A 15888-nucleotide genomic window follows, 5' to 3' on the forward strand; every position below is an offset into this window, starting at 1 on the left:
GGTGGAGACCCAGCCACATCCCGGCACACAAGTCACTCGCTGCGGCTGCTTCCTTCCGGACCTGACCGAGTTCACGAGTTATTGTTGCGGGAGGACCAGGCCTCCATAGAGCATCTCTGTTGTTCCAGAGAGTGCGAGAATTATCAGGCATAGCCGTTAGCTTTGCAACCCTATCTTATTAGAAAACTTCCAATTTCGAGCCAAGTGAGCACAGAACAACCAACAACCACCAAAAACGTCGCTTTTACCATCACTTATTATGGTTGAATCATATTGAGTTCTTGTTCTATCTGCTGTTTCGCCACATTGATCTCACGTTCCGTTACTTTACGCTTATGCGAATACATTGAAAGATCGGCTTGATGCATCACATCTTCTAACGTCATTGCCTCCCGTCTTGGCTTGGAGACCCCAAAAGCAACCGAGACATCTAAAGTGATACGATGATCTTGTGAGGTGAATTGCAGCTTCTGTAAATTCAATAACGCATAACTGAGCGTAACACTGTCGACTGATCCAATCAGAATGAATTCGTCACCACCAATGCGGTAACTCTGGCCTTTCCAATAGCGCGATATTTGCTTGGCGATGTGCTTTAACACTTGGTCGCCGATTTCATGGCCAAACGTATCGTTAATCGGTTTGAAGTTATTAACATCTAGGTAGACCAAGGTTAAATGCGGACTGATATCTTTGCTATAGCGACGCTGCAATGCACGGCGATTCTTTAATCTCGTCAAGTTATCTGTATTGGATTGATGGTGCAGATACAAACTGACGAGAATCGAAGCAATCAGTCCCAATGCGACCACGGCAATACTACGACGAGCTAAGCGCTGTTCACTCTGTAACGCGGCTTTCCAATCAGGTTGAACGTAGTGCGTATTGGTGATTTTTTCCAAATCAAGCATTTTGATCGCACGATCAAACAGCGGTACCAGAGCCTTACCACGCGCATTTTTAGTAAAGCCAATCGTCACATTGGAAGTATAAAATTCGCCAATCAATTTATCTTCTGTCAACGGCAACAAGGTTTTCGATTCACGCAGTATTTTGTTATAACTTGAGCGAGTGATGATTACATAATCAATTTCTTTTGCCAGTAGAGCAGCAATTTGCTGCTCTGCATTACGGTAGGTAATCAGTGTTTTCTGAGGTAGCAGACTTTCTAATAGCTCTTGATAAAAATCATCTTTTACCACGCCAATGCGTTCAACAATTAACTCCGACACATTGCTGTAGACGTTATTTTTATAGCCTTCACGCTTGATCATGATTGCCGTAGATTGATAATACGGCACACTGAAATAGGCGAATTGCTTCCGCAGTTCAGATTTCGCAAATGGCGAAATTAGATCAACCTTTTGTGCAAAAAAATCAGCATACATATCTTCCCACGTCTCATCACCACGGCTAACCAGTTTACAATTCAGCATCAAAATATCACATGCAGAAAAAAGCACATCCGGAGTAATGCCCGTGACCTGGCCATTGTCATGGTAAGTGGCGTATTGACCCGCGTGTTCAATTTTAACTTTTAACGGGCGGCTACGATCAATCCCGCTCGCTACGACCAAATCACGCAACGATTTTTGGCGAATATCAAACTGGTATTGATTCACTGTTTCACGCAATAGCTTTTGCACTGGCGCACTGTGTAAATGCTGCTCGAACGCTTTGAGCTGCGATTGAAACTTATCTTTGGTTCCGATCAATGATACGGGCTTAATGGAAATTTGATGATTGAGGAGTTGTGCATCTAATCCAGCCAACAGCATCGGCTTAAGCTGGTTAATGGCATCGACAACACCATCAACCTGACCACTATCAATGAGATGACGCGCTTGCTGATGGCCGCTATATTCTATTTGAGTTAACGAAGGAAAATACTTCTTGATCAGCTCGCCATAAATAGTCCCTTTGGGGATCCCAACTCGCTCAATCGTTTCTAATGTGGCATTGGTATAGCTGTAGAGGTAGGTATATTCGATATTGGTCGGGCTAGAATAATCAAATCGTTCCGCACGCTGCGGTGTATAGGTAACGTTGGCGGCAAAATCACTCTCGCCACTTTCAACTGCCGTGAGAATATCATTAAAGCTTGGGTAGTAGACGTAGGCAATATCTACCTCAAAGCGCTGCGATACGGCATCAAATAAAACGCGAGTGACTACATCATCCGCTTCTATCGCAACTCGATATTGCTCGCTCGCATACGCTGACATGCTCAAACAGCAAGTCGCAAATACAGAAACAATCGCGAGAATAAATCCTCGAAGTAATCCTAACCTAACCATATATTTTTGCTTTTGGTTACCCTGTTGGTATGGTCTTACACTTCTTATTTAAGCCGCGCCAAGGCGGCACAAAGTAAATGCAACATTCCATTGAGCATTAATCGAACAATTCTGTCATATTCTTGTCACCATTCCAATTATTGACAGCAATACGATTCATATTTCTTCGTTATATTCGACGCTCTGCAAGATATAGTCAGTAATCCATGCCGTACCAAGTAAACACAACCAAACCACAAAAACAGGATTGGGGACTTCCACATGAGGACTAATCACCAAGGCAGCAAAGGCGACCGTAGGGAGAGTCCAACACAACAATTTACCCCAACGAAAATCTTTTAGTTTGGATAAATTTTCTAACGCACCCACAATACCAATCACCGCCAATGCAAACAGTACCGCGTAAGCCATTTGTGTAATCCATAACGGCAAGAGCAACAATAATGCCCACCAGCGATGTTGTTTGATTGGCTTCCAATGGCTCATTGACCACCAAATCATCACCACTGCGACCGTTTGAATAGCAGTTAGCGCAGCATCGCCTTCAAGCTTGCCTGCATTTTGCGTAACCATAATGCCGACTTGTAAGGTGATGACGATCAAGGCAGCAACAAACACGACCCAAAAGTGACTTCGTCGTGAAAACGCGACCATCATGAGTGGAAATAATATCCACACACTGACCGATAAGGTGATGGGTTGATGAGGTAGCGTTAATCCGTACGCCAATACGCTGACGAGAAAAACCGCTGAGGCAAAACCTCGTTGAGGAATAAACCAGAGAACGGGCGCAACCATGGCTAATAGCGGTATATCACCCTCGCTAAAACCAATCACCCGCGCACAGATGACCGCCAATAAAGTCGCAATAAAAAATTGTAAGGTAGAAAATAGCATTCCTGCTCCTTATTCCATCCTGGAATCGACGAGTTAGGATATGATGACCATAAATCACAATTATCGCTGCTGAAAGTCATCCTGCTAACAGCAACTATCGAAAACTAAATTATCAATAAATGAGTATGGACCAGTTTTTAGTGCAAATCTTTGCTGTAATTCACCAAATTCCGCATGGAAAAGTCACAAGTTATGGTGAGATCGCAAAATTAGCCGGTTATCCCGGTTATGCCCGTCACGTTGGAAAAGCGCTTGGCAATTTACCTGAAGGTTCAAAATTGCCTTGGCACCGAGTGGTAAACAGCCAAGGGCAAATTTCTCTCAAAGGAGAGGATTTACAAAGACAACGACGTAAGTTACTGGCAGAAGGAATAGAAGTGAGTGATGGCGGGCGAATTAGCCTCAAGAAACACAAATGGCAGCCCTAAAGCTGCCATTAACTTATCCTAGTTATTCTTAGGCTATTTGATTAACGCGTACCAACCAACATTAGGTTTAGTTGCTGAGTATGGTTCTCATCGGTGATTACCGCATTCATCGTATCCGTGATGAAACGTAGCTCACCCGCAACTTCAATGCGTGCGCTTACACTGTAACGGTGACCAGGTTTGATATCGTTTGGATTGTAGCTTAACTCAAACGCAACAGGCACTTGTGCGCCGTTGGTTTCGATCACTTGCTCAGAAATCAGCTTAGCAGGCGCATCCATTAGCGACACATCTTGCAGACGAACCGTTACCACTGCGTTATCAGGCAGCATAATACGTTCGCGGTAAGCGACATTACCGGTAATGGTTTGCTGTGCTTGTACTTGTTCCTGCTGTGCTGCAGGCTCATTTTGACAACCCATTAAAACAGCCCCAAATAAAACCGACGTTGCTAACATCAGTGTCTTTTTCATAACGCCTCACAATGAGAATAGTATAATTAACTTGCTGAATTATAGTCGTAGTTTTGCATACTGTCATGAGAGGGAATTCACTCTTGACCAATTTCTGACGCAACGCCGTTATAATGAGCTTTTACTCTATACTGGTGTTAACCGTGAGTGGCTTTAGCCATGATCATTGCGTGCAATAATGACACTACGTAGAATGCTTAAAGAATCAATTTTGGATAATACATGATGAGTAAACCACTGAACGAGCTGCTAAATCTGCTGAAACTTGAAAAGCTAGAAGAAGGATTGTTTCGCGGCCAAAGTGAAAACCTAGGCTTGCCTCAAGTTTACGGGGGCCAAGTCATTGGCCAAGCGCTCTCTGCAGCGCGTTATACCGTCGACGACGAACGTACCGTCCACTCATTTCATAGTTACTTTCTCTACCCAGGCGATCCGGAAAAACCGATTATTTATGATGTAGAAAATCTACGCGATGGTCGTAGCTTCAGTACTCGTCGCGTTAAAGCGATTCAAAATGGCCGCCCTATTTTCTACCTCACTGCGTCTTATCATGGCGATGCGCCTGGTTTTGAGCATCAAAACACCATGCCAGATATCCCTGGGCCAGAAAACTTCGCATCGGAATCAGAGCTCGCAGCACGCGTTGCCGACTTCTTACCAGAAAAATTACGCCAAACCTTTTGTGGCGAAAAGCCCATTGAAATGCGCCCTGTCGTCGTGGTAAATCCGCTAAAACCAGCTAAGACAGAAGCTAAACAATATTTGTGGATCAAAGCGAATGGCGCGTTACCAGATAATCAGTTGATTCATCAATACCTGTTGGCTTATGCGTCAGACTGGGGCTTTTTGACGACTGCACTTCATCCTCACGGCGTATCGCTGCTCACGCCTAAATTCCAAGTTGCGACCATTGACCACTCAATCTGGTTCCACCGCCCATTTAAGATGGATGAATGGCTGCTGTATGCGATTGATAGCCCAACCGCAAGTAACACTCGCGGCTTAGTCCGTGGTGAAATTTATGATCGTCAAGGCAACCTAGTGGCCAGCGCAGTACAAGAAGGAGTGATGCGCTTTATTGACTAAATCAGCACCTCGTACCACAGCGTCTACCGGATTAAATCGGTAGCGCTGTGGTGTATTTTAAAGGTTCCATAGCAAACGTCGACGTCACATCCGAAATCCCTTTCACTGAGTTAACCAGTTTTTTGTAAAAACGGTCAAAGCTTTGCATATCTTTAACCAGCACTTTCATCATGTAGTCGTACTCACCCGCCATACGATAAAACTCCATCACCTCAGGGAATTCAGTCGCAGTGGCAACAAATTGGCTATACCACTCATGAGAGTGATCACGCGTTTTTATCATCACAAAAGCATTAAATGATAAGTCGAGTTTATCTGGATTGAGCAACGCTACCCGCTTTTGGATCACCCCACTCTCTTCCAGCTTTTTGAGCCGCTTCCAACACGGTGTGGTGGTTAGATTCACAGCATCGGCCAGGTCACTTAAAGACAAGGTCGCATCACGTTGCAGCAAAGCGAGTATTTTTCGATCAATTCCATCCAGTTCCATTTCACAACCCAATCAATTTGGAGAAAATATTTCTCTAATATAAGAAAAATAGAACAAAAAATGCAAAGGTTTTCTCCCTAATTGTAGGTAAATTATCAGCATAACGATATTTAAGGAGATAGCCTAATGTGTACCGATCATGATTGGATTAACAATGCGGTTAGAAAAATCGAAGCCGACTACCAACGCTCAGCAGATACCCACCTAATTAAACTCGACCTACCAAGTGTTGAGGGTATCGACATCTATCTAAAAGATGAGAGCACTCACCCAACCGGTTCACTAAAGCATCGCCTTGCTCGCTCCCTGTTTCTTTATGCCATTTGTAACGGCTGGGTTGGTCCTGAAACAACCATCATCGAATCTTCATCAGGTAGCACGGCCGTTTCTGAAGCCTACTTTGCTCGCTTGTTAGGGTTGCCGTTTATTGCTGTTATGCCAAAAAGCACGGCATGTAAAAAGATTGAACAAATCGAATTTTACGGCGGTAAAGCGCACTTGGTTGAGCGCTCAGATCAGATTTATGCGGAATCACATCGCCTAGCCGAAGAGCTAAACGGCCACTATATGGATCAGTTTACTTACGCAGAGCGCGCAACTGACTGGCGTGGTAACAATAACATCGCCAATTCCATCTTTGACCAAATGCAACTGGAAGATCATCCAGTCCCGGCATGGGTTGTGATGAGCCCAGGTACGGGCGGTACATCAGCAACCATCGGTCGCTTTATTCGCCATCAACAACACGATACCAAATTATGTGTCGTTGACCCTGAAAACTCAGTGTTCCACGAATTTTATCGTACCGGTAACAAGGCGATCACGGGCGAAAACGGCAGTAAAATTGAAGGTATTGGCCGCCCACGTGTTGAGCCAAGCTTTATCCCTGGTGTGGTGGATGAAATGCGCACCATTGAAGATGCCGCTTCAGTAGCGACGGCCCATTGGCTAGAAAAAATTCTCGGCCGAAAAGTCGGAGCCTCAACAGGTACCAACTTATATGGCGTATTGCAACTTGCCGGAGAAATGAAACTGCGCGGCGAGAAAGGGTCAATTGTCACGTTATTGTGTGATAGCGGCGAACGTTACCTAGACACCTACTACAACCCAGAATGGGTACAAACAAACATTGGTGACCTACAACCGTTCATGACAAGACTTGAACGCTTTGAGGCTACTGGGCAACTTGATTAATTGACGCGATATTCCACCTTCACTGTGATGCGGTAAGGTGAACGGGTAAACTAGTACAAAATAAAATGGCACTCACAGGAGTGCCATTTTTTATCTCTGCGGTGCGAACACCGGCGCTATCGGTTAATTACTTTGCTTTTTCACGCGCTTCAAATGCCGCGAGCTGCTCTGGAGTTGCAGCGGGTTGATGGTTCTGTTTCCACTCATCATATGTCATGCCATACACACGCTCACGCGCATCATCAATATCCAGATCTAACTGCTGATTTTCAGCTTCGGCTTTGTACCATTTGCTAAAGCAGTTACGGCAAAAACCCGCCAAAATCATCAAATCGATGTTTTGCACATCTTTATTATCATCAAGGTGCGCGAGCAAACGGCGAAAAACCGCAGCATCGAGTTTGTCTTGCTGTTCTTGCGTCAGATTTTTATGTTTGAATTCAGCCACTTTACTTTCCTTATCTTTCTAATTCTTCAGAGAGCTAGTATACGCGATAGATAAAAAAACGCCCAAGCGTTCGGCTCGGGCGTTTTTGAAAACTGTGCTCTCAGTAACGAAGGATTATCCTTGGATGCCCACAATCAACCATGGTGCATTATCAACCGTTAGGTCACGCTCTAAGTGCCATACGTCTTCGATATCTTCTTCAATACCTTCCGCAGCATCACGGTAGCGGCCACTAAACTGTAGGCTTAGCTGTGCTTTGTTTGCATCGTAATCAGCACGAACAATTTCTGCATCTACGTACATTACGTCGGTGTGCTGTTCGCCATCCAATTTTGCGCGTTCTTCTTGCAGATCTTGATACAAGCTCGGAGAAACATACTCTTGGATCGTTTCAAGCTGGTTGTGGTTCCACGCACCTTGGATAATACGGTAGTGTTCACGAGAACCGTTTACAAATGCCGCTTGATCAAAGCTTGGTGGAAAGTTATGTGGTACGTCTGTTTGCGCACCAAAACCACCAAAGCCACCTTGGTTTACGTTCTGTGGTTGCTCAAAGTTATGAACATTTGGCTGTTCAAACTTAGGCGCAGAACTACCGAAAGCCGGTTGCTGTCGATGCTGATTCATACTGCCCTGCTTCGCCCCCAGCATGGCGCGCATGAGTTTGAAGATCACGAAGGCAATAAGGCCGATGATCAGAATATCCATGAACTGGATACCTTCGAATGCGCCACCGCCAAGCAACGAACCAAGTAAACCACCAACCAGCAGACCACCTAGAATGCCACCCATCAAACCTTTTTTGCTTGATGACTGCTTCGCTGCTTGCTCTTTACCAATGGTATTGGTGTTCTGTTTTTGCTGTTTAGGCGCTGGTGCTGTCTTAAAGCTTTTACCGAAAGACTTGCCACCACCAAACTTCTTAGCTTCCGCTACAGGCGTGATGGCTACAGAAACCATCAATAACGCCACTAGAGAAAAAAGTCGTTTCATGTTTTTCCTTTAGGGTACTTTATTTAGTTTAATATCCAGCCCATTGAAGGCTCTGGTTCTTTAATCTTAGCGCTCTCTACAAGAGAAAGATACATCCCACAATCGAATTCATGTATCAGAATATTGCAAATTTGATAATTGAGGTTGTTGACGCTTGAGGTAGTAGCTCATTAGAATATCGAACAATGTTCATTTTTTATTTTCCATTATGGCACGAAGAAACGATCACACACGCGAACAGCTTATCTCACTGACCTTAGAGACGGTAAAGCGTTTTTTGGACGAGCACTCTTATCATGAGCTAAGCTTGCGCAAAATCGCCAACATGATTGGCTATGTACCGAGCACGCTGGTGAATGTGTTCGGGAACTACAACTTATTGCTACTTCATGCCGTGGCACAAACGCTGGATGAACTGTCTGCGGAAGCAAAAGCGGTGGTGACGAAAAGCCAGGATCCAAACCAAGCTCTGTATGAGCTCGCTTATTGCTATCATGAATTTGCTCAACGCCATCCACATCGTTGGCAGCTTATTTTTGAGCACAACATGAATGGAGAAGTACTGCCAGAGTGGCAAAGTGCGCGTATTGATAATATGACCGGTATGCTCGAGCATTTATTACGTACCCTCGCCCCTGCGCGCAGCGACACTGAAGTCCTTCAAGCCAGTCGTGTTCTATGGTCGGGTGTGCACGGCATTACTTTGCTCAGTGTCGACGACAAATTTTTCGCCGCGGAACCGATTGATGGTAAAGAGTTGATTGAAAATTTACTGTCGAACTACTTGAAAAACTGGTAACGCACAAGGATCTGCAATGCCACAGCAAAGCCAAACCTCACTGCTGACTCAACGTCGCTTTCTGCCCTATTTTATTACCCAATTTTTTGGCGCATTTAACGACAACATTTTCAAAAATGTCCTGCTGTTGTTTGTTGCGTTCGCAGGCGTTGGGGTTTTGCCCGTTTCAAGCCATCTGTTTATCAATCTGGCTGCAGGTCTGTTCATTTTACCGTTTTTTCTGTTCTCTGCCTCCGCTGGAGTACTGGCCGATAAGTATGAAAAATCGGGCTTTATTCGTAAGGTAAAACTGGCTGAAATTGGCATCATGTTGCTCGGTGCTATTGGCTTTATTACCGAAAGCTATCTGGTACTGTTGGTGCTGCTGTTCTTAATGGGTACCCAATCGGCCTTCTTTGGTCCAGTCAAGTACGCCCTCTTGCCACAGCAACTTAAAACTAAAGAGCTAGTCCCAGGCAACGCGCTGGTTGAAACCGGTACTTTTTTGGCCATTTTACTCGGCACGCTAGGCGCAGGGGTAATTGCCTCTGCTGAGAATGCTAACTACCTTGCCGCTGGCTGTGTGGTGCTATTCGCCTTATTAGGTTATTTCGCCAGCCGTTCGATTCCTGAAGCCGCCGCTTCAGCGCCAGAACTAAAATTTCGTTGGCAACCGATTAAGCACACAAAGAAAACCATCGCTATCGCCAAATCGGATCGCGTCATATTTCAATCCATCATGGCCATCAGTTGGTTCTGGTTTTTAGGCGCAGCCTACCTCACCCAGTTCCCTAATTTTACGAAGACCTATCTCAATGGCAGTGAAAGTGCCGTTTCCTTTCTATTGGCACTGTTCTCCGTAGGTATCGCCTTTGGCTCATTGGCGTGCGATAAGCTCTCTAATCACCGAATTGAAATTGGTATCGTACCGCTGGGCAGTTTAGGCATCACTATTTTTGGTTGGCTGATGGCCAGTTCAGTACCAGCCTCGTTACCCGTCTTCGACAATTTTAGCGCATTTATTGCCTATCAACCCTTGTGGCCTGTCTTTACCTACTTGCTGCTACTAGGGGCTTCTGGTGGGGTATTTATCGTACCGCTCTACGCCATGATGCAAAAGCGAGCCAAAGTGACTGAACGGGCTCAAGTGGTTGCAGCATTGAACATCTATAACTCATTATTCATGGTTGGCAGTGCCATCTTAGGCATTGTCTGTCTGAGCATCATTGAGTTATCGATACCACAGTTTTTCCTGCTTTTGGCGGCGTTAAACTTATTGGTTGCGTTCTACCTATTTGCTCAAGTACCGATTTTTGTGGTGCGCTTTTTGGTTTGGATCATCACTCACACCATGTATCGCGTCACTCATAAAAATTTGCACAACTTGCCAGAACAAGGCGGTGCACTGATTGTTTGTAACCATGTCAGCTATATGGATGCACTGCTACTTAGTGGCGCTTATCCACGCTTGATTCGTTTTGTGATGCAAGAAGAGTACGCCAATTTACCGCCAATTCGTCGTTTTTTAAAGCGAGCTGGCGTGATCCCTATCTCCTCGACCAATCGTGGTTCGATTCGCCGTGCATTTAATCAAGTAGAACAAGATCTCAATAACGGTCACATCGTGTGTATTTTCCCTGAAGGGCACCTCACCAGCAGTGGCGAAATCGAAGAGTTTATGCGCGGAATGGACATTATTTTGCGTCGTAGCCCAGTCCCCGTTATCCCGATGGCGCTTAAAGGCTTATGGGGTAGCTATTTTAGCCGCTACAAAGGTCACGCTTGTAAGGGGCGACCAACACAATTTTGGTCTAAGGTTGAGATTGAAGCGGGAGAGCCAGTCATGCCAGAGCAAGCAACGACTCAAACAATGCATCAAAAAGTCAGCCAGTTACGCGGTGACTGGCGCTAATCGATAACCAGTGACTGGACAGTTGTTTAATTTTTCTGAACAGCTGTTCAATTCATTCAGACTTACTGACCGAGCGCTATTATGTAAAATGGCGTTCTTTATAAGTGAGCAATGATGTTCACTGCCCCCTTTAGACGCATAAGCGCATGTAAACCATGAAACCATATCAACAAACTGTTCCTTTTATTATGGGCCTGCTTGCCTGCCTAACCCCTTTCGTTACATCACCAACCGCCTTAGTGATTGGCTTTCTATTGGCTTCCTTCGGTTTAGTCCCAAGCCACGTTAATCTCGCAAAAATCACTAAGAAGCTCTTAGCTTATTCGATTGTCGGCCTCGGTTTTGGGATTCACTTTGAAGAAGCTCTCGCGGTTACCTCCGATGGTATTGGCATTATCATTACCACCATTGTCAGCACCTTAGTTGTCGGTTGGTGGCTAACCAAATTATTGAAACTGGATAAGAAGCTCGGCTATTTGATTTCAGCAGGCACAGCCATTTGTGGCGGTAGCGCGATTGCGGCAGTTTCACCCGCGATTCAAGCGGAAGATGAAGAGATTGGTCTCGCTTTAGCAACGGTCTTTGTGCTCAACTCTATCGCTCTGTTTATCTTCCCGGTAATTGGCCATGCGCTCAATTTGGATCAGCACACCTTTGGTACTTGGGCGGCGATTGCTATCCACGATACCTCGTCTGTTGTTGGTGCAGCCTCAGCCTATGGTGAAGAAGCACTTACCACCGCGACAACCTTAAAGCTGGCGCGCACATTGTGGATCATTCCCGTTGCTTTCGTTAGTGCGTTTATCTTCCGTAGCGATTCGAAAAAAATCACCATCCCATTCTTTATTCTTTTTTACTGTCTAGCGATTGGGGTTAGTGACGCTCTACCGCAATTTGAGGCGATCTATAACGTTATTTTTGATGTCGCTAAGCGCGCGTTAGTGGTGTGTTTGTTCTTGATTGGTTGCGGGATCTCAGTCAGCAAACTCAAAGCTGCGGGAGCAAAACCGTTACTGTTTGGTGTGACCTTGTGGGTATTGATCTCGACCAGTTCGCTGGCTTGGCTAACACTGGCATAGAGCAAAATACTTCCAGAGCCATTAAATATCTTCAGGCTCAATCGATATTTTTTGGCGTTTCTCTTTGCGGTAATGAATCACTAACGCTGCCACGAAGAGAAACGCAGATAACTCGGCTAACGCTCGATAGAGTCCTTCTACTTGCGTTGCCGTAGCAATCAGTAACACCGCACCTACTGTCAGTATCAACTTCATTTTTATATCCTTATCGCTATCCATCGGGTTTTATTATGAGTCAGCGTTATAAGGTTGAGAAATTCGGTTTTGTACTATGACATTGCTAAATTAACTAAGTTGGCTTTCCAACCACTTAATGAAGGTGTGCACTTTCGGTCTAACACTTTCAGTCTAATGTAGCTGCGTGTAAACGTTAATTCGCGCCTTTTAGCTGAGTAGCAAGCCAATCTTTAACTTGCTTGCGCGACACTTTAATCCCGCTACCTAATAGAGACTCGGGCAGCAGAAAGTACGCGACTGGCCATTTAAATTTCACCAGCTTTCGCTCGAGGTGCTGTTCAATGCGCTTTTGCTCTGGAAGCCCATCAGTTTGCAATACGGCGACTGGCCGTTGACCAAATTCTTCATCGGCAACAGGCACGACAATTGACTGCGTGATCGCCTCCATCTGATTAAGTACCGCTTCAATTTCCTCGCAGTGAACGTTCTCTCCACCAGAGATGAATTGATTGTCTGCCCGTCCTTTGATAACCAGTTCGCCATTAGCAAGTTGCTCGCCGAGATCTTTGCTGTCAAACCAGCCCTGCGCATCCACTATTGGGGTTACAACACCTTGTTCAAAGTAACCACTGGCCAGCGTTTCACCACCAATGTAAATTCGTCCGTCTCTTAATTTTAAACGACGGTTAGGCAATACCGTTCCAGCACTGTAGGTCGCATCAATTTGCTTTGCGGTCACCGTTGAGGCCGCTTCCGTCATGCCGTAACCGAGCCAAGTTTCAATCCCTTGCTCAGCCGCTTGCTGACTTAACGTCAATGGCACATGGCTACCACCTAACAATACATGGCTTAAATCAAGCGACGTGGCTGAATTCAGTAATCGATCTAATTGAGTCGCCACGAGAGAGGCGTGCGTCACACCTTGAATATCTTGCAACAGGTCACCACCACCTACTTTTAATTGTGCCCCCGCGGCCAACCAACGATAGACAATGGCCAAACCAGAAACGTGATACATAGGTAGGCTGAGTAACCAGCAGTCTGAAGGCTTAAAGTGGAACTTTAGCAGCAATCCTTGAGCGGAGGCGAAATGCTGAGCATGAGTGTGGACTACAGCTTTGGGTTTACCCATTGAGCCGGAGGTAAAGATGATCGAGGCAAGTGAGTCAGTATGGTAGCGACGGGTTATCTCTGCTTGAGAACATGATTGCGCCAGTTCTATTTGAGGGACTGCGATTTGAGTCGCCTTCAGTAACGAGTAATCAATCCCATCACTAACGTCATGCCGCCAAACTTTGGCTGATTGGCTCGACGAATAGAGCGTACCCAACTTGCCATCAAGAGCCAACTGAGGTTGTGGCATGGTGAGCGCACAAATCGCACCAAGCTCAGCACAAGCTAGATAGATCAGTAGCATCTCTGGGCTATTTTTCCCCACGCAAGTCACGACACTGCCTTGGGTGACTTGTTGATCAACTAACGCTTTAGCATAAAGGGAGACCACTTGTTCTAATTCAGACCAAGTATAACGGCGCTGAGGAGTCATCAGCGCTAAACAATCTGGGCTCATAAGAGCCCAGTATTTTAAAGGTGAATCGTGCATTATGCCTGCCAAATCAAAGCCTGATCGGATAGCTTTTTCAGTGGAAGTGGGCTCTCAGGCCAAGGTACTTCCAACTGTTCAGCGTATAAGCCGATAGTATCTAAACCGGGTACTTCGTCTGGTAGCTGCCATTTGGCAAAGCGTGCCAACTGAGTTAAACCTAAGCTCGACTCAATACTCGAACTGATCACCGTTTTTATACCAAGCCCTTTTGCTGCAGCGATCAAATCGATACAGGTTTGTACAGAACCAATTAAGGTTGGCTTAATCACGATTGTTTTCACACCGGTAAAATCCGTCAGCTTAAACTCAGGCTTACGCACTGCATGTTGCAGCGTCTCATCCCACGCTAAAGCAATCCCCGTATCAATAGCAAAAGAGAAACTGTCACCCGGAACCTGACACGGTTCTTCAATAAATTCAATGCGTTGACGATAAGAAGGTGTCACGTAGCTAGCAAACTTAAGAGCCTTCTCTTTGGTCCATGCTCGATTGGCATCTAGACGTAGATTCAAATCTGGGATGGATTCTAAGAAGAGGTTCACCAGCATGCCATCACGAATCGGTTCGTAAAGACCCACTTTGATCTTAGCGACCTTTTTACCTTCCATTGCGTTTAGTTTTGGCAATAGCTCATCAGGATCGCCGCTGCACAATGGCGCAGAACGATATATTCCTTCACTCGGTAAACCACCTTCTAGCTCGAGTTGTGCCATAGAGAGACCAAATGCCACCGAAGGGTACAGTTCGCTTTCATCAAGCGCAGGCTCACCATTTTTCCAACCATTTAACTGCTCGATAAGTTGAGTGTAAACCTCTTCCATCGTTTCACAGCTAAAGCCCGGTAGAGGTGCCACTTCACCACGACCGATACGTCCATCTTCAGCAAGTTCGATAACAAAACCTTCACGCTCAGTCAGTCGACGTTCACGCAAAATCACCCCACTGTCCATTGGCAAAGCGTAGCGATACAGTTTGGCTGATCTCATACCCATATTCCCTTGTTTATTATTTTTATAACTAGCCGATTGTAACCACGTTGAATGTAGAGTTGACTTGTAGGCCATTGTCGGGAGAACAAGGAACAAGCGCGCAACTTATCAATATAAATGCGCACTTGTGACACCGCTATCGCAACAATAACAACCAAGACAACGCTAGATTATGGGTTGCGCGGAAACTTGTTGAAGTCTGGACGGCGCTTCTCGTTGAACGCATTGCGACCTTCCTGACCTTCTTCAGTCATGTAGAACATCATCGTTGCGTTACCCGCAAGCTCTTGAAGGCCCGCTTGACCATCACAGTCAGCGTTTAATGCAGCTTTCAAGCAACGCAGAGCCATTGGGCTGTGTTGTAGCGTTTCACGAGACCAACGAACCGCTTCTTTCTCAAGATCTTCAACCGGTACTACCGTGTTCACTAAGCCCATATCTAATGCTTCTTGTGCATCGTAGAAACGACATAGGAACCAGATTTCGCGAGCTTTCTTCTGGCCGACGATGCGAGCCATGTAAGATGCACCCCAGCCACCATCAAATGAGCCCACTTTAGGACCTGTTTGACCAAATTGTGCGTTTTCCGCTGCGATGGTTAAATCACACATCATATGGAGAACATGACCGCCACCGACTGCCCAACCCGCAACCGCTGCGATCACTGGTTTTGGACAAGTACGAATTTGACGTTGGAAGTCCAATACGTTTAGGTGATGTGTACCGCTGTCATCTCGGTAACCGCCGTAATCGCCACGGATTTTTTGGTCACCGCCAGAACAGAAAGCTTTTTCACCAAGACCAGTCAAAATAATCACACCAACACTTTCGTCGTAACGCGCGTCTGCGAGTGCATTGATCATCTCTTTTACAGTATTAGGACGAAACGCATTGTGAACTTGTGGACGAGCAATGGTGATCTTCGCGATGCCATCTTCTGACTTATGGTATTGAATATCTTCATATTCACCGCTGCAGTCATTCCAGTTTACCGGTGCGTATAGTTCTTCTTCTGAAATACCTACTGTTTTAGCCATGGTG

16 protein-coding genes and 1 other RNA gene are annotated in these 15888 nt (G+C 45.7%); 6 read left to right on the forward strand and 11 right to left on the reverse strand.

Translation table 11 applies throughout. From position 1 onward, the window contains the following. Nucleotides 1-4 precede the first annotated feature (4 nt). The 3 genes from ffs to RH86_RS15675 form a co-directional block, all read right to left on the reverse strand. Nucleotides 5-101: signal recognition particle sRNA small type (gene ffs, locus RH86_RS20200), an RNA gene on the reverse strand. A gap of 156 nt (nucleotides 102-257) precedes the next feature. Next, nucleotides 258-2225, reverse strand: a complete 1968-nt coding sequence (locus RH86_RS15670) for a GGDEF domain-containing protein (protein ID WP_009387165.1) — start codon at nucleotides 2223-2225, stop codon at nucleotides 258-260. A gap of 228 nt (nucleotides 2226-2453) precedes the next feature. Further along, nucleotides 2454-3194 (reverse strand): hypothetical protein, encoded by a 741-nt coding sequence (locus tag RH86_RS15675; protein WP_009387166.1) that lies wholly within the window; start codon nucleotides 3192-3194, stop codon nucleotides 2454-2456. A 125-nt stretch (nucleotides 3195-3319) separates the two neighbouring features. Here RH86_RS15675 and RH86_RS15680 point away from each other — a divergent pair, with 125 nt between their 5' ends. Then, the gene (locus RH86_RS15680; RefSeq protein WP_009387167.1) at nucleotides 3320-3622 is read left to right on the forward strand and encodes a DNA base-flipping protein; all 303 of its coding nucleotides are present in this window, start codon (nucleotides 3320-3322) and stop codon (nucleotides 3620-3622) included. Nucleotides 3623-3663: 41 nt separating this feature from the next. Here RH86_RS15680 and RH86_RS15685 read toward each other — a convergent pair whose 3' ends face one another. Continuing rightward, nucleotides 3664-4095: a YbaY family lipoprotein gene (locus RH86_RS15685; protein ID WP_038219775.1), complete on the reverse strand. Its 432-nt coding sequence runs from the start codon at nucleotides 4093-4095 to the stop codon at nucleotides 3664-3666. Nucleotides 4096-4320: 225 nt separating this feature from the next. Between RH86_RS15685 and tesB the strand changes: the two genes are divergently transcribed. Continuing rightward, nucleotides 4321-5181 (forward strand): acyl-CoA thioesterase II, encoded by an 861-nt coding sequence (tesB, locus tag RH86_RS15690; protein WP_005596044.1) that lies wholly within the window; start codon nucleotides 4321-4323, stop codon nucleotides 5179-5181. A gap of 31 nt (nucleotides 5182-5212) precedes the next feature. Here tesB and RH86_RS15695 read toward each other — a convergent pair whose 3' ends face one another. Further along, complete coding sequence (locus tag RH86_RS15695) at nucleotides 5213-5671, reverse strand: Lrp/AsnC family transcriptional regulator (protein ID WP_005596043.1); 459 nt, start codon at nucleotides 5669-5671, stop codon at nucleotides 5213-5215. 126 nt (nucleotides 5672-5797) lie between these two features. Here RH86_RS15695 and RH86_RS15700 point away from each other — a divergent pair, with 126 nt between their 5' ends. Next, the gene (locus RH86_RS15700) at nucleotides 5798-6865 is read left to right on the forward strand and encodes a PLP-dependent cysteine synthase family protein (protein ID WP_009387169.1); all 1068 of its coding nucleotides are present in this window, start codon (nucleotides 5798-5800) and stop codon (nucleotides 6863-6865) included. Between the two features lie 127 nt (nucleotides 6866-6992). Here RH86_RS15700 and RH86_RS15705 read toward each other — a convergent pair whose 3' ends face one another. Both RH86_RS15705 and RH86_RS15710 read right to left on the reverse strand, forming a co-directional pair. Next, nucleotides 6993-7313, reverse strand: coding sequence for a DUF1244 domain-containing protein (locus RH86_RS15705; RefSeq protein WP_005596041.1), 321 nt, complete (start codon nucleotides 7311-7313; stop codon nucleotides 6993-6995). A 114-nt stretch (nucleotides 7314-7427) separates the two neighbouring features. After that, complete coding sequence (locus RH86_RS15710; protein ID WP_009387173.1) at nucleotides 7428-8306, reverse strand: Tim44 domain-containing protein; 879 nt, start codon at nucleotides 8304-8306, stop codon at nucleotides 7428-7430. Between the two features lie 208 nt (nucleotides 8307-8514). On the opposite strand from RH86_RS15710, the gene RH86_RS15715 reads away from it, so the two are divergent. The 3 genes from RH86_RS15715 (at nucleotide 8515) to RH86_RS15725 (ending at nucleotide 12075) form a co-directional block, all read left to right on the forward strand. Next, nucleotides 8515-9105: a TetR/AcrR family transcriptional regulator gene (locus tag RH86_RS15715; protein WP_005596039.1), complete on the forward strand. Its 591-nt coding sequence runs from the start codon at nucleotides 8515-8517 to the stop codon at nucleotides 9103-9105. 16 nt (nucleotides 9106-9121) lie between these two features. Next, nucleotides 9122-10996 (forward strand): MFS transporter, encoded by a 1875-nt coding sequence (locus tag RH86_RS15720; RefSeq protein WP_009387175.1) that lies wholly within the window; start codon nucleotides 9122-9124, stop codon nucleotides 10994-10996. Nucleotides 10997-11151: 155 nt separating this feature from the next. After that, nucleotides 11152-12075 carry a YeiH family protein gene (locus RH86_RS15725; protein WP_009387177.1) on the forward strand — a complete coding sequence of 308 codons (924 nt, stop codon included), beginning with the start codon at nucleotides 11152-11154 and terminating at the stop codon, nucleotides 12073-12075. 21 nt (nucleotides 12076-12096) lie between these two features. Here the strand turns inward: RH86_RS15725 and RH86_RS20580 are convergent, their stop codons facing one another. The 4 genes from RH86_RS20580 to menB all read right to left on the reverse strand — a co-directional run bounded on the left by RH86_RS20580 (nucleotide 12097) and on the right by menB (nucleotide 15884). Next, nucleotides 12097-12270: a hypothetical protein gene (locus RH86_RS20580; protein WP_005596034.1), complete on the reverse strand. Its 174-nt coding sequence runs from the start codon at nucleotides 12268-12270 to the stop codon at nucleotides 12097-12099. A gap of 175 nt (nucleotides 12271-12445) precedes the next feature. After that, on the reverse strand, nucleotides 12446-13855 hold the full coding sequence (gene menE / locus RH86_RS15730) for an o-succinylbenzoate--CoA ligase (protein WP_009387180.1): 1410 nt from the start codon (nucleotides 13853-13855) through the stop codon (nucleotides 12446-12448). After that, nucleotides 13855-14844, reverse strand: coding sequence for an o-succinylbenzoate synthase (menC, locus tag RH86_RS15735; protein ID WP_009387181.1), 990 nt, complete (start codon nucleotides 14842-14844; stop codon nucleotides 13855-13857). Before menC ends, menE begins: the two co-directional genes overlap by 1 nt. Before the next feature lie 173 nt (nucleotides 14845-15017). After that, the gene (gene menB / locus RH86_RS15740) at nucleotides 15018-15884 is read right to left on the reverse strand and encodes a 1,4-dihydroxy-2-naphthoyl-CoA synthase (RefSeq protein ID WP_005596027.1); all 867 of its coding nucleotides are present in this window, start codon (nucleotides 15882-15884) and stop codon (nucleotides 15018-15020) included. Nucleotides 15885-15888: the final 4 nt, after the last annotated feature.

It is taken from the genome of Vibrio sp. N418 (assembly GCF_000222565.1).
Classification (GTDB): domain Bacteria; phylum Pseudomonadota; class Gammaproteobacteria; order Enterobacterales; family Vibrionaceae; genus Vibrio; species Vibrio scophthalmi.

What these genes read in the sequence shown, in the direction of transcription:
- tesB (WP_005596044.1), top strand. Translation starts at nt 4,321, where the DNA reads ATGAGTAAACCACTGAACGAGCTGCTAAATCTGCTGAAACTTGAAAAG.
- RH86_RS15695 (WP_005596043.1), bottom strand. Translation starts at nt 5,671, where the DNA reads ATGGAACTGGATGGAATTGATCGAAAAATACTCGCTTTGCTGCAACGT.
- RH86_RS15710 (WP_009387173.1), bottom strand. Translation starts at nt 8,306, where the DNA reads ATGAAACGACTTTTTTCTCTAGTGGCGTTATTGATGGTTTCTGTAGCC.
- RH86_RS20580 (WP_005596034.1), bottom strand. Translation starts at nt 12,270, where the DNA reads ATGAAGTTGATACTGACAGTAGGTGCGGTGTTACTGATTGCTACGGCA.
- RH86_RS15715 (WP_005596039.1), top strand. Translation starts at nt 8,515, where the DNA reads ATGGCACGAAGAAACGATCACACACGCGAACAGCTTATCTCACTGACC.
- RH86_RS15720 (WP_009387175.1), top strand. Translation starts at nt 9,122, where the DNA reads ATGCCACAGCAAAGCCAAACCTCACTGCTGACTCAACGTCGCTTTCTG.
- RH86_RS15700 (WP_009387169.1), top strand. Translation starts at nt 5,798, where the DNA reads ATGTGTACCGATCATGATTGGATTAACAATGCGGTTAGAAAAATCGAA.
- RH86_RS15725 (WP_009387177.1), top strand. Translation starts at nt 11,152, where the DNA reads ATGAAACCATATCAACAAACTGTTCCTTTTATTATGGGCCTGCTTGCC.
- RH86_RS15675 (WP_009387166.1), bottom strand. Translation starts at nt 3,194, where the DNA reads ATGCTATTTTCTACCTTACAATTTTTTATTGCGACTTTATTGGCGGTC.
- menC (WP_009387181.1), bottom strand. Translation starts at nt 14,844, where the DNA reads ATGAGATCAGCCAAACTGTATCGCTACGCTTTGCCAATGGACAGTGGG.
- RH86_RS15680 (WP_009387167.1), top strand. Translation starts at nt 3,320, where the DNA reads ATGGACCAGTTTTTAGTGCAAATCTTTGCTGTAATTCACCAAATTCCG.
- RH86_RS15670 (WP_009387165.1), bottom strand. Translation starts at nt 2,225, where the DNA reads ATGTCAGCGTATGCGAGCGAGCAATATCGAGTTGCGATAGAAGCGGAT.
- menE (WP_009387180.1), bottom strand. Translation starts at nt 13,855, where the DNA reads ATGCACGATTCACCTTTAAAATACTGGGCTCTTATGAGCCCAGATTGT.
- menB (WP_005596027.1), bottom strand. Translation starts at nt 15,884, where the DNA reads ATGGCTAAAACAGTAGGTATTTCAGAAGAAGAACTATACGCACCGGTA.
- RH86_RS15685 (WP_038219775.1), bottom strand. Translation starts at nt 4,095, where the DNA reads ATGAAAAAGACACTGATGTTAGCAACGTCGGTTTTATTTGGGGCTGTT.